The 13,284-nt window shown below is 43.0% G+C and carries 15 protein-coding genes; 13 read left to right on the top strand and 2 right to left on the bottom strand.

Features of this window, described 5'->3' with window-relative positions; translation table 11 throughout:
* The 12 genes from hisH (at position 1) to WD019_RS08090 (ending at position 11,258) form a co-directional block, all read left to right on the top strand.
* Positions 1-633, top strand: a complete 633-nt coding sequence (gene hisH, locus WD019_RS08035) for an imidazole glycerol phosphate synthase subunit HisH (protein ID WP_425711171.1) — start codon at positions 1-3, stop codon at positions 631-633.
* Positions 630-1,364, top strand: a complete 735-nt coding sequence (hisA, locus tag WD019_RS08040; protein ID WP_026678381.1) for a 1-(5-phosphoribosyl)-5-[(5-phosphoribosylamino)methylideneamino]imidazole-4-carboxamide isomerase — start codon at positions 630-632, stop codon at positions 1,362-1,364. The genes hisH and hisA overlap by 4 nt, the downstream gene beginning before the upstream one ends.
* Positions 1,358-2,116: an imidazole glycerol phosphate synthase subunit HisF gene (hisF, locus tag WD019_RS08045; protein ID WP_026678382.1), complete on the top strand. Its 759-nt coding sequence runs from the start codon at positions 1,358-1,360 to the stop codon at positions 2,114-2,116. The genes hisA and hisF overlap by 7 nt, the downstream gene beginning before the upstream one ends.
* 2 nt (positions 2,117-2,118) lie before the next feature.
* Positions 2,119-2,757 carry a bifunctional phosphoribosyl-AMP cyclohydrolase/phosphoribosyl-ATP diphosphatase HisIE gene (gene hisIE / locus WD019_RS08050; protein ID WP_035351093.1) on the top strand — a complete coding sequence of 213 codons (639 nt, stop codon included), beginning with the start codon at positions 2,119-2,121 and terminating at the stop codon, positions 2,755-2,757.
* A gap of 1,188 nt (positions 2,758-3,945) precedes the next feature.
* A complete protein-coding gene (locus WD019_RS08055) occupies positions 3,946-4,299 on the top strand; it encodes a hypothetical protein (RefSeq protein ID WP_026677521.1) in 354 nt (117 codons plus the stop codon).
* A 233-nt stretch (positions 4,300-4,532) separates the two neighbouring features.
* Positions 4,533-6,137, top strand: a complete 1,605-nt coding sequence (locus tag WD019_RS08060; protein WP_425711172.1) for a tetratricopeptide repeat protein — start codon at positions 4,533-4,535, stop codon at positions 6,135-6,137.
* Between the two features lie 216 nt (positions 6,138-6,353).
* Positions 6,354-7,298: a thioredoxin-disulfide reductase gene (gene trxB, locus WD019_RS08065; protein WP_026677523.1), complete on the top strand. Its 945-nt coding sequence runs from the start codon at positions 6,354-6,356 to the stop codon at positions 7,296-7,298.
* A gap of 242 nt (positions 7,299-7,540) precedes the next feature.
* Positions 7,541-8,008 carry an NUDIX hydrolase gene (locus tag WD019_RS08070; RefSeq protein ID WP_425711173.1) on the top strand — a complete coding sequence of 156 codons (468 nt, stop codon included), beginning with the start codon at positions 7,541-7,543 and terminating at the stop codon, positions 8,006-8,008.
* Between the two features lie 95 nt (positions 8,009-8,103).
* Positions 8,104-8,982, top strand: coding sequence for an RNase adapter RapZ (rapZ, locus tag WD019_RS08075; RefSeq protein ID WP_026677525.1), 879 nt, complete (start codon positions 8,104-8,106; stop codon positions 8,980-8,982).
* On the top strand, positions 8,979-9,926 hold the full coding sequence (locus tag WD019_RS08080) for a gluconeogenesis factor YvcK family protein (protein WP_026677526.1): 948 nt from the start codon (positions 8,979-8,981) through the stop codon (positions 9,924-9,926). The genes rapZ and WD019_RS08080 overlap by 4 nt, the downstream gene beginning before the upstream one ends.
* 99 nt (positions 9,927-10,025) lie before the next feature.
* Complete coding sequence (gene whiA, locus WD019_RS08085) at positions 10,026-10,967, top strand: DNA-binding protein WhiA (RefSeq protein ID WP_026677527.1); 942 nt, start codon at positions 10,026-10,028, stop codon at positions 10,965-10,967.
* Between the two features lie 33 nt (positions 10,968-11,000).
* The gene (locus tag WD019_RS08090; RefSeq protein ID WP_026677528.1) at positions 11,001-11,258 is read left to right on the top strand and encodes an HPr family phosphocarrier protein; all 258 of its coding nucleotides are present in this window, start codon (positions 11,001-11,003) and stop codon (positions 11,256-11,258) included.
* A gap of 74 nt (positions 11,259-11,332) precedes the next feature.
* On the opposite strand, the gene clpP is transcribed toward WD019_RS08090, so the two are convergent.
* Entirely contained in the window at positions 11,333-11,926 is a 594-nt protein-coding gene (gene clpP, locus WD019_RS08095; protein ID WP_026677529.1) for an ATP-dependent Clp endopeptidase proteolytic subunit ClpP, read from the bottom strand.
* 259 nt (positions 11,927-12,185) lie between these two features.
* A complete protein-coding gene (gene yvfG / locus WD019_RS08100; RefSeq protein WP_425711174.1) occupies positions 12,186-12,398 on the bottom strand; it encodes a protein YvfG in 213 nt (70 codons plus the stop codon).
* A gap of 219 nt (positions 12,399-12,617) precedes the next feature.
* On the opposite strand from yvfG, the gene WD019_RS08105 reads away from it, so the two are divergent.
* On the top strand, positions 12,618-13,283 hold the full coding sequence (locus WD019_RS08105; protein WP_026677531.1) for an HlyD family secretion protein: 666 nt from the start codon (positions 12,618-12,620) through the stop codon (positions 13,281-13,283).
* Position 13,284 lies beyond the last annotated feature (1 nt).

The following is a 13,284-nucleotide window of genomic DNA, read 5'->3' on the forward strand; positions in this document are numbered from 1 at the left end:
ATGATTGGCATTATCGATTATGGAATGGGCAATCTCCATTCGGTCAGCTCCGCATTAAAAAGGCTTGAATATCCGTATGTTGTGTCTGAAAACCCGGAAGAATTGGCCCGGGCGAAAGGATTGCTCTTGCCGGGAGTTGGCGCCTTTAAGGATGCAATGCATTCCTTGACCGAATCCGGGTTAAAGGCGTTTATTTTAGAGGAAGCCGAAAAGGGCAAGCCGCTTCTTGGCATTTGCCTCGGCATGCAGCTTTTATTTGAAGAGAGTGAGGAAAACGGACTGACGGCAGGACTATCGCTCCTTCCCGGAAAGGTCGAACGTTTTAAAGGAAAAACGGAGGCCGGAAAGACGTATAAAGTCCCTCATATGGGCTGGAATAAGCTGACGTTTCATCAAGAGAGCCCATTGCTGGAAAACGTTGAGGAAGGCTATGTTTATTTTGTTCACTCGTATGTTGTGAAAACGAACGAGCGGGCGATTTTGCTTGCGACAGCTGACTATGATGTACAAGTGCCTGCGGTTGTCGGGCGAGGAACCATTTTTGGAACGCAATTTCACCCGGAAAAAAGCTCAACGGTTGGCATGAGCATATTGCGCAACTTCTGTGAGATGGTGGAGGAGAAAACATCATGAGTACATTTACAATTTATCCGGCAATTGACATGCGCGGCGGAAAGTGTGTCCGCCTGCTGCAAGGAAATTATGAGAACGAAACGGTTTATGGCGATTCCCCGTTTTTAATGGCGAAACAGTTTGCGGATAGCGGCGCCGAATGGATTCATATGGTCGATCTTGACGGGGCGAAGGCGGGAAAAAAAATAAACAATGAACACGTCCTTCGTGTCGCAAAAGAGCTTTCCGTCAAGGTGCAAGTCGGCGGGGGCATTCGCTCTGCTGAAGATGTCGCCTATTACCTGGAAAACGGCGTCGATCGCGTCATTTTAGGGAGCGCGGCCATTTCGAACCCTTCTTTCGTCAAGAACATGTTGAACGAACATAAAGAAAATATTGCAATCGGGATTGATGCAAGAGGAGGTTTTGTCGCGACAGAAGGATGGCTCAACACATCGGAAGTAAAAGCGACGGATTTAGCGCTGCAATTGGCTGAAGCCGGTGCACAGGTGTTTATTTTCACGGACATTTCAAAAGATGGGACATTGTCTGGTCCGAATGTTGAAGCGATCGGCGAACTCGCGGAGCTGACTGGCAAGGAAGTGATCGCCTCGGGCGGAGTTAGCTCGCTTGCCGATCTTGAAGAATTAAAAAGCGATTCGCGCCAGATCGCGGGGGCCATTATCGGCAAAGCCCTTTATACCGGGCAATTTTCATTAGAAGATGCGCTAAAGAAGGTGAAGCAATGCTGACAAAGCGAATCATTCCGTGCCTCGACGTAAAAGACGGGAGAGTCGTTAAGGGCATCCAATTTTTAAATTTGACGGACGCCGGGGACCCGGTTGAATTGGCCGCTTTTTATGATAAAGAAGGGGCGGACGAACTTGTCTTCCTTGATATTTCCGCTTCCCACGAAGGGCGGCAGACGATGGTCGAAGTCGTCGAGCGCGTGGCGGCTGAGCTGGCGATCCCGTTTACGGTCGGCGGCGGCATTAATTCCCTTGACGATATGAAGCGCGTTCTTCGCGCCGGAGCCGATAAAGTTTCAGTCAATACGGCGGCTCTTCTTCGCCCGGAATTGATTACGGAAGGCGCCGATTACTTTGGCTCTCAATGTATCGTCACCGCCATTGATGCAAAATTCGACGACGGGTTCGGTTCATGGCGCGTCTATACCCATGGCGGGCGAAAGCCGACCGATTGGGAAGCCGTCGCCTGGGCGAAAGAGGCGGTCAAAAGGGGTGCCGGCGAAATTTTATTGACGAGCATGGATCAAGATGGAGAAAAGACGGGATTTAATATTGCGCTGACGAAAGCGGTAAGCGAAGTAGTAACTGTTCCTGTTATCGCTTCAGGCGGAGCGGGCAGCGCGGAACACTTTTACGAGGCATTTGTTGAAGGAAAGGCGGACGCCGGGCTCGCCGCAAGTATTTTTCATTATAAAGAAACATCGATACGGGAAGTAAAGGCGTTTTTGCAGAAGAAGGGTGTGGAAGTAAGGTGAATATGGCAGAACTTAAGTTTGACGAAAATGGACTCATCCCGGCCATTGTCCAGGATATCCAAAGCAAAGAAGTGCTGACACTTGCTTACATGAATGAAGAATCGTTACAACAAACGTTAGAAACAAGGGAAACGGTGTTTTTTAGCCGCTCACGAAAGCAGCTTTGGCATAAAGGAGAGACATCAGGCAATACGCAAAAAGTGATCGACATTCGCTTTGATTGCGACAAAGACGCGCTTGTCGTCCTCGTCGAACCACAGGGGCCGGCATGTCATACCGGGGAATACAGCTGTTTCTCTAACTCGCTTTTAATAGATGCCCCGATATCCAATTCGGCTGGCCGGTATGCGATTTTCAGCGAGCTTCAAGCTGTGATCGCAAAAAGAGAAGCGGAACGTCCGGAAGGTGCCTACACGACGTATTTATTTGAAAAAGGCGTCGATAAAATTTTGAAAAAAGTCGGGGAAGAAGCGAGCGAAGTTATTATCGCCGCAAAAAACAGGGACAAGGAAGAGCTGAAATGGGAAGTCGCCGACTTGTTTTACCACGTCCTCGTCCTTTTGCAAGAGCAAAAGCTCCCGTTGGATGAGATCCTTGCCGTCCTCGATGAGCGCCATAAGAAAAAATCGGAAGAAGCTTGATCAGAAGAAGCCGTTGACATCAATTGCCAGCGGCTTTTTTTATGAAACTACCATAATTGGAATTCGCTATCCGCCGATTCCGACAAATCTAACGTCTCATTTCTCACTTTCGAATAAAGTTGCGAAGCCATTGCTTGTCGGGTAACGACGGCAGAGGTTAGTTTTTCCCGACCTGGACCACGGATTTGTTCATTAGGGGTAGTAGTTTAAAGGACATTTTTCGCGTGAAGGGGTAGGGGTTGGATTCGCACTTGAGAGCCGACCTATTGGACATTTTTTAAGTCAAGGAGCCTGAAAATGTCCTAGAGAGGCGTTCTCACGGACAAAATTCACGCCAGGAGAGTCAAAAATGTCTTAGAGAGGCGTTCTCACGGACAAAATTCACGCCGTGAGAGTCAAAAATGTCTTAGAGAGGCGTTCTCTCGGACAAAATTCTCGGCAGGAGAGTCAAAAATGTCTTAGAGAGGCGTTCTCTCGGACAAAACTCACGCCAGGAGAGAAGCCACTGAAAAAGTTCCTTTTAATAAAAAACTAAAATTTTTGAAAAACCAAAACCCAAAAAAACAGTATTTTTCACTTAGGAAGTGGGGGATAGCATCGTGTTTACAATGCATTTCGCTTACCAAAGTGGGGATGTATTTTTTAGGAAAAAGCATTTTTGAAAATTTCTTGGACTTTTTCAGTGACCTCGCCAGGAGAGTCGAAAATGTCTTAGAGAGGCGTTCTCTCGGACAAAATTCACGCCAGGAGAGTTAAAAATGTCTTAGAGAGGCGTTCTATGGGGACATTTTTTATGTTGGACCCGAATTTGTCCTTGAGAGTCATTCTACGTCACGCGGTTTGATTTTGTCCGGAATAGGTGAGGGAGCCATACGAATCATTTTTCCATCGAGCACTTCACAACGCTCTTCTTCTCCCATGTTGCCTATTCCTTATAGGTTACCGTGTTGTCAGGCTTCCCCATACTCATTCCTCTCAAATGATTTCTATGTTTATTAGACAACAGGGGATGGAGAGTTAATAACGGACACCGGGAATAGAGAGATTTTTTTTCACAGTTTGAAAAGTGGAGTTCCTGTCGAAATGGGTATAGTACATAGAAAACGTGCTGGGCTCAAAGAATAGGTTGATTCTTATTCACTAGTTTATTATAATCGTTCAGCATGGGAGTGAGAGGGAGTTGATCGTTTGGGAGTAATCACTGGGATTACAATGATTTTTACCGTACTCGTAGGTTTGAGAATGTTTATTGAGTCCGCCAGAATTTTTTTAGATTCGAAAAAAAAGAAACATTGCGTCCATCGCTTTTTTAAGCTGCTTCCGCTTTATATTGTTTCTTTTATTATACATACAGCGCTTTGTTGGTTTTTTAAAGAAAATGAATTCGCCCAATTTGCCCTGTACCAATTGCCGATGATTTTCCTCATGTTCATTTTGGCGTGGCTGTTATTGCTTTTGGCCGCATTTTTGAACAAAGGGAAAAGACAGGCCGAAAAACAAACAACAACGAATAGAAGCAGGAAGATAAAAACAACGTCATAATGGAACGTCATGCCCATCCGGCATGACGTTTTTGATTCGTGCAGGAAAATATAACTATTGATTTTTGGGAAAAAAGAGCGACTATCCCAATCACTCACTTTTCAAAAGTTCGACACTCAAATTTTTGAAAAAGTAATGATGACATCTTCTACCTATGGTATACTTTCTTCGGTGAATTATTTGAGAATAAGACAATAGATGAAAATAGATAGATTAAAAAATTGGAGGAAGAAATGGAGAAGGAAAAAAGCGCGGATACAACTGGCCGTATCCTTCCTTTTAAGCAAGATGGGGAATATTATTTTCAATGCGGGCTAAAGGCGTATCAGAAAAGAGATTTGCATAAAGCGAAAAAAATGTTTGAGAGGGCCGTATTATTTGAACCGGATGAGCCGGCCTTTCATTGCCAGCTTGCGTCGACACTTGCGGAACTTGGCGAATTTCAAGAATCGAATAATTGCTTGCAGCACGTGCTTGAATATGTGGACGGCGAGATGGCGGAATGCTACTTCTTTATGGCAAACAATTATGCCCACCTCGGCATGTTTAAAGAAGCGGAGCAGCACGCCATCCTTTATATGAAACATGAGCCTAACGGTGAATTTTTTGACGATTCCCAGGAGCTGCTTGATTTAATTTACTTTGAAACGGGAAGGCCAGCCGAGCAGCTAACGGAGGAAGAGGAATTGATCGCTTCTCACGAGAAAGCGCGCCATAGCATCGAAACGGGAAATATGAAAGAAGCGAAAGTGCAGTTAAAGGAGATTATTGAAAAACACCCGAATTTTTGGGCAGCATATAATAATCTTGCCTTGACCTATTTTTATGAAAACAAGTATGAAAAAGCTCTTCAAATTTTGGAGGACGTGCTTGCGAAAAATCCGGGCAATTTAAATGCACTCTGTAACATGGCGATCTTTTATCACCATTTAGGGCAGAATGAAAAATGTAAAAAGATTACGGAAGCGTTGAAGGTCATCCATCCAATTCATCCGGAACAGCGGTATAAATTAGGAAGCACGTTTGGCATTTTAGGGGAGCATACTTATGCCAATCGCTGGCTTGTCTCTGTGAAAAAATTTCAAATGAACTACAGTCCGGCCTTCTTCCATCTCATTGCCGTTTCTTATTATGCCATTGGGAACGTTGATCTTGCCATCAAATATTGGCGAAAAGTAGAAGAGATGGATCCGGAAGGTGTTGTTGCCCCATTTTATTTGAAACAAGCGATGATCGGCATGCTTACGGTTACGGGTCTGGACTATCAATATCGTCTTCCGCCAGTTTCTAATGTTCGAAAAAAGAAGCCGGGCTTTTTTGTTCGCTTGAATCAAATTAAAAAAGCGCTTGAGAAAAATAAGTTGACGCATTTAATTCTTTTAAGAGGGAATACGAATAAAGAGGCTGTTTCTTTATTGGAAGCCTTTTGTTTAAAACGGGAAGAACATCCCTTTTTAAAAGAGATGGCGGCGAATTTACTGTTGGAAATGGAACCGGGCCGTACGGTCGTTGTCAAAAACAAACATGAAGAAAACATCTATCATACCGTTTCTTCTATTTTTACAAAAGGCTTTGACATCATCGATTTATTAAAAGAGAAGGAAGCAATTATTGATGATGAAATGACGTTCCTCTGGCTTGAAGTCATGAATCGGGCAAAACTAGAACCTGAACTTTTGAAAAATGAAAAAGGGATGGCGGCTGCCCTCGACTATTTATCAAGAAAACGAAAGCAAGGAGCGACGCAACGGGAAATTGCTGAGCGGTACGGGGTATCGGTTGCCGTTTTATCATCACGGTTGAAAAAAATAAAGAAACTGCTTGAAATGACGGATTGAGCAAATTAATAGACTTCCTTTATCGGTGAATATACCATTATTACAAATGAACGATGGGGCAAGATGACGCAGAACAAAATGGCGGAGCTATTTTGTTCGGAAATTAGAAGTAAGAGGTTAGATTTGTCGGAATCGGGAACAGACGATTCCAGTTATCCAACTGTTTCTGACATCTAAGTGAATGCGCATCTTTTCCGTAAAGGAGTGGGTTAAATCATGAGTGAAGAAAAAATTTATGATGTGATCATAATTGGAGCCGGGCCTGCAGGGATGACGGCTGCCGTTTATACGTCCCGCGCCAATTTAAGCACGTTAATGCTTGAACGCGGGATTCCGGGAGGCCAAATGGCCAATACGGAAGATGTTGAAAACTATCCGGGGTTTGAAACGATTCTTGGACCGGAATTATCAAATAAAATGTTCGAGCATGCGAAAAAATTTGGTGCGGAATATGCTTACGGTGATGTGAAAGAAATTATCGATGGCGAAGAATATAAAACGGTAGTAGCTGGCGGCAAAGAACATAAAGGCCGCGCCATTATTATCGCAACGGGTGCAGAATACAAAAAGCTCGGCGTGCCTGGCGAGCAAGAGCTTGGCGGCCGCGGTGTTTCGTATTGCGCCGTTTGTGATGGTGCATTCTTTAAAGGAAAAGAGCTTGTCGTTGTTGGCGGCGGCGATTCTGCCGTGGAAGAAGGGGTTTATTTAACTCGCTTTGCAACGAAAGTAACAATCGTCCACCGCCGCGATAAACTGCGGGCGCAACCGATTTTGCAACAACGAGCGTTTGATAATGAAAAAGTGGACTTTATTTGGAATCATACCGTAAAAGAAATTCACGGAGAGAACAATAAAGTAAATAAAGTAACGCTTGTCAATACACAAACGGGAGAGGAGCAAGAGTTTAAAACGGACGGCGTCTTCATCTATGTTGGAATGCTGCCGTTAAACCAGGCCTTCCTCAATCTTGGCATTACAAATGAAGCTGGATATGTCGAAACGAATGAAAAGATGGAAACGAAAGTCCCGGGTATCTTCGCCGCTGGGGATATCCGCGAAAAATCACTTCGCCAAATCGTTACGGCAACAGGCGATGGAAGCATCGCAGCGCAGGCCGCGCAACATTATGTAGAAGAACTAAAGGAGAAATTAAAATCGTAATTCGGTTTTAACCATTCTGTAATAATGGTGAAACAATAAAGGGGTATTATAATAGTAAGAAATTGACCCCCTTTTTATAAATAGCTAGACGTTAGGCACGGAACTCGTATCCGTGCCTCTTTTTTGTCTCTGGAATCGGCAGCCGGGCCGTTTTTCACCGAAATGCCAATTGTCTAAAGCAGTTGGCATTTGAGTGGAATACTATAATTTAGTATACTTAGTTTAATGTTCAGGCAATCGAGGTGAACTTTGTGCAAAGAGTAACAAACTGTGTTTTGATAAAAGATAATCAAGTTCTTTTACTGCAAAAGCCACGCAGGGGATGGTGGGTGGCCCCCGGTGGAAAAATGGAGTCTGAAGAATCGATCCGTGATTCCGTCATTCGGGAATTTCGCGAAGAAACGGGAATTTATTTGAAACATCCTCAGCTTAAAGGCGTATTTAATTTTATCATCAAAGAACAAGATAAAATTGTTTCAGAATGGATGATGTTTACCTTTTTCGCAACCAACTTTGAAGGAGAATCACTGTCTGAAAGCGAAGAAGGAAAGGTCGAATGGAAACCGATCGCTGAAATTCGAAACTTGCCAATGGCTCCCGGGGATCATCACATTTTAGATTATGTTCTTCGAGGAAGCGGCATGATTTTTGGTACGTTCACCTACACACCTGATTACAAACTTTTATCGTATCGGCTGGATCCGGCATAATATATATTTGTAATGCGTTTTCTAGAAAGAGATCAGAAGACTGTATGAATTAGGCGACTGCCAATTTCTTGCTTTAAAAAAAGGGGGGAGCGGTTATGGAAGCAAAAGATGTTCAAATGGTTATCATTACAGGGATGTCAGGCGCGGGAAAAACAGTTGCGATGCAGAGCTTCGAAGACTTAGGTTTCTTTTGCGTTGATAATCTTCCTCCGGCACTTTTGCCGAAATTCGTTGATTTGATGGAGGAATCTGAAGGGAAATTGAATAAAGTCGCATTAGTGATGGATTTGCGCGGACGAGAATTTTTTGACCAGCTGTTCTCAACGCTCGATCAGCTTCCGGTCTACTCACATATTCAACCTCAAATTTTATTTCTAGATTGTAAAGACGCTACCCTTGTCAGGAGATATAAAGAAACGAGAAGATCACATCCGCTGGCTAAAAGTGGAAACCCGCTCTCGGGAATTCTTCAAGAAAGAGAAATGTTAGAAGAGCTAAAAGGACGCGCTCAGCAAATCATTGATACATCTGAATTGAAACCGCTCGAATTACGCGAGAGGATCATTCAACGCTTTTCAACGAATGAAGCGCATCCATTTACGATTAATGTCATGTCTTTCGGCTTTAAACATGGCATCCCGATTGATGCAGACCTTGTATTTGATGTGCGCTTTTTGCCGAATCCGCATTATATCGAACATATGCGCCCACGAACCGGCCTTGAAGCAGACATTTCAGAATATGTTTTGAAATGGCCTGAGACAAAGACCTTTCTTGAAAAGTTATTGGATCTATTGAAATTTATGATCCCGCAATATAAACGTGAAGGGAAAAGCCAGCTCATCATTGGAATTGGCTGTACCGGCGGAAAGCACCGTTCAGTTGCGTTAGCAGAATATATCGGGAAAGAATTAGCAAAAGAATTTTCTACATTCTCTAGCCACCGTGATATGGGAAAGGACAAGGATAAATGAAAAAGGAACAACCGAAGATTGTCGTCCTGGGCGGTGGTACAGGGCTTTCCGTTTTGCTCAGGGGGCTTAAGCAATTTCCTGTTGATATAACGGCTATCGTAACCGTCGCCGATGACGGAGGAAGCTCCGGACGATTGCGGAAAGAGTATGATATGCCTCCTCCAGGAGATATTCGTAATGTGCTTGCCGCTCTTTCTGAAGTAGAACCGCTAGTTGAACGCATGTTTCAACACCGTTTTACAACGGGAGACGGTCTTACCGGCCATTCGTTAGGCAATTTGCTTCTTGCGGCTATGCATGATATTACGGGAGACTTTTTAACCGGGATCCAGGAATTGAGCCGGGTTTTAAACGTTCGAGGCCAGGTGCTGCCGGCGGCGAACCGGAGCGTCATATTGCATGCTGAACTTGAGGACGGCACGGTCATTAAAGGGGAATCGAAAATCCCGTTAACGAACAAAAGAATTAAACGCGTATTTCTCACGCCGGAAAAAATTGAACCATTAAGGCAAAGTGTGAAAGCGATAGAGGATGCGGATTTAATCGTCATCGGACCTGGAAGCCTTTATACAAGCATTTTGCCGAACCTGCTTGTAAGCGGCATAAGCGAGGCGATCAAGAAAGCAACGGTTCCACGAGTGTATATTTGCAATGTAATGACACAGCCAGGTGAGACAACGAATTATACGGCAAGTGAACATGTCCAGGCTCTCGTTGACCATATTGGCAAAAATGTGTTAGACGTTATTATTGTCAACAACGAAGACATTCCGGAAGATGTACTCAAGCTTTACCGTGAAGAAGGAGCCGACCAGGTCATCTGTGACGAAGACCGTTTAAAATGGTTTGGCGCAAAAATTATAAGCGAAAATATTATTCAATATGGCACACTTGTACGACATGATGCGAAACGTGTTTCCAAGCTGCTTTTATCTTTGATATAAGAGGCCGTGTTCAAAAAAGAAGGCTAATTGGACTTTTAGAACAGCCTCTACAAGAAAGCGGTTGCCCTCACGTTACCGTAATTGAGAGGGGTGAAAATGGTGTCGTTTGCCGCGGAAACAAAAAAAGAATTAACGCAATTGGAAATTAAAGATTGCTGTGCAAAAGCTGAACTTGCGGCACTTATCCGCATGAACGGTTCCATTTCATTTAGCAATCGAAAGCTCGTGCTTGACATACCGACAGAAAATGCGGCGATTGCCCGCCGAATTTATACATTGATTAAACGCCTTTATTCATTTCATGTTGAATTGTTAGTACGTAAGAAAATGAGATTAAAGAAAAACAATGTGTACATTGTTCGCGTTCCCGGGGAGGCAAAAGCGTTATTAGAAGATTTATCGATTATGAGCGGGGGCTATTCCATTAATCGGACGATTGCGAAGGAAATCAAAAAGAAAAGCTGCTGCCGGCGTTCATATATGCGCGGAGCTTTTCTTGCGGGAGGGTCGATTAACCATCCGGAAACGGGCTATCATCTTGAAATTTTCTCCATGTATGAAGACCACACCCAGGATCTTTGCGAACTAATGAATCATTATGAATTAAAAGCGAAAGTTCTTGAACGGAAAAAAGGGTATATTATTTATTTAAAAGATGGAGAAAAAATATCTGAATTTTTAACGCTCATCGGGGCTCATAACGCTCTTCTTTATTTTGAAGATGTCCGCATTTTAAAAGATATGCGGAACTCGGTCAACCGGCTTGTTAATTGTGAGACGGCGAATTTAAACAAAACAGTCGGAGCGGCATTAAGGCAAGTGGAAAACATTCGTCTGATTGAAAAAGAAGTTGGGCTCGATGTCCTGCCGGATAAGCTCCGGGAAATCGCTGAACTTCGGGTGAAACACCAGGAAATTACATTAAAAGAGTTAGGTGAAATGGTCTCCTCAGGTCCAGTGAGCAAATCGGGGGTAAACCATCGGCTACGTAAAATAGATGAAATAGCAAATAAAATACGATCGGGCCAAGCTATTAAATAAATTAATTACGTGTTGTGGGAGGAAAAAGGGAAAATGATTGAGAAAAAAGTAAAAGTCCAATTGAAAACAGGTTTGCAGGCAAGGCCGGCTGCACTTTTTGTCCAGGAGGCGAATCGTTTTACTTCCGATGTTTTCATTGAGAAAGACGGGAAGAAAGTAAACTGTAAAAGTATCATGGGAATTATGAGCCTCGCGATCGGTTCAGGAGCTGAAATCACATTAATTGTAAAAGGCGCTGATGAAGAAGAAGCAATGAACGCGCTGGAAGCCTTCATTTCGGAAAATCACTAAAAAAGAGCACTCGAACGTGAGTGCTCTTTTTCTTTCGGTAATAGAAAACGTACGGGAAAAAATTTCTCTTGTCCTTATTTCGATTCGCTGATTGACGAAATCACTTTATCGACAAGACCGTATTTCACAGCCTCCTCGGCAGTCATAAAGTTGTCACGATCCGTGTCACGTGCAATGACTTCAAGCGGTTGGCCAGTTCGTTCCGCCAAAATTTTATTAAGATGTTCGCGCATTTGAATAATGCGGCGAGCATGGATTTCGATGTCTGATGCTTGCCCCTGTGTTCCGCCGAGCGGCTGGTGAATCATCACTTCGGAGTTTGGCAAGACAAAACGTTTTCCTTTTTCACCGGCAGCAAGCAAAAATGCTCCCATTGAAGCGGCCATGCCGATACAAATGGTAGATACGTGTGGCTTAATGAAATTCATCGTATCATAAATGGCCATACCTGCTGTAATGGATCCGCCAGGGCTGTTAATATAAAGAGATATATCTTTATCCGGATCCTCAGCTGCAAGGAATAATAATTGAGCGACAATCGAGTTGGCCACATTGTCGTCAATCGCACTTCCTAGCATAATGATGCGGTCTTTTAATAGGCGGGAATAAATGTCATATGCTCGTTCACCGCGGTTTGTTTGTTCAATAACTGTTGGGATTAAGTTCATGGTTCTCCTCCTTTTTAAGAGTGGAAAAATTTTTAAAAACATTATTTCAAATCATCATCTTGCCTTTTATTCGGCTACTGACATCATACAAGAAAAGGTCAAATAAGGTCAAATAAAAAGCAATACAGTATGTAATTCGCTGTAAAGCCTTAAAAATCCTTTATTGAACTATCAATCATCATTCCCGCTTCACCATTTTTTAAACGTGTGAGAGCGGGAAATTATAGAAAAGAAAGCATATTTAGCGCAGTAATGAGCCTTAGTGTTCTGATTTAACATTGTTATACGCTTCTTCCAAATTCCGAATGCGCCGGACGATTTCCGCATTTTTGTTCAAATGGTCATTAATTAATGTCCCGACGATTGAACGATAATACGCATTCATGGCATGAACCTTTGAAAATACATCTTTATTCCTTTCGATATATTGCTTAAAGTTCTCTTCAAAAAAAGATACTGAAAACTGTTCCATTTTATAGTTGCTCCTTTCTTCTATAATCGTAGCAAACGAAGCCGGAAAAGCCAATTGGTGAAAATGTGCATTATAAATCTTCTTTTTGTTGACATTATAAAAAATGCATATATAATTTTATTGTTCCATATTAATTCGTATACGAACTATTTGTTAACTAAATTACTTTCGCTTAAAGGAAAAAAGAAAAAAGCTGAAACTCAAGGAGGATAAGTCAAAATGAATGCCCGACGCATGATTTTATTAAACGTCATTTTATTGCTTATATTAGTTGGCGGCGGATTTGCAGCATATTATTACTATACAAATTCCGTCAATTACTTAAAGACGGACAACGCCCAGATTACCGGTCAGCAAGTAACAATTGCGGCAACTGCGAACGGACAATTAACGGATTGGAAAGGCGATGTTGGCGAGAAATTCAAAAAAGGTGATGAAATTGGAACGATTCATCCTGCGGGAGCCGCAGTACCCGGAGCGCCGGCACCAAAGACAATTAAAATTAAAGCGCCTGCTGATGGTACCGTCGTACAGAAATCAGCCGTTAAGGATTCTTTCGTAGCAGCAGGAACGCCGCTGGCCCAAATGTATGATCTTGAAAATTTATGGGTAACGGCCAATATTGAAGAGACTTCAATTAATGATGTGAAAAAAGGCCAGGATGTTGATGTATATGTGGATGCTTATCCTGGTTCAACGTTAACTGGAACGGTGGACCAAATTGGCTATGCAACAGCTGGAACGTTTTCATTAATGCCAAGCTCGAATACGTCAGGAAATTATACAAAAGTAACTCAAGTTATTCCGGTAAAAATAAAATTAGACAATTATAAAGGACTTGATATAGTACCTGGCATGAATGTGACAGTCCGAATCCATAAGTAGG

The sequence above is a fragment of the Fictibacillus sp. Mic-4 genome (assembly GCF_049843615.1).
Lineage (GTDB): Bacteria > Bacillota > Bacilli > Bacillales > Fictibacillaceae > Fictibacillus_A > Fictibacillus_A gelatini.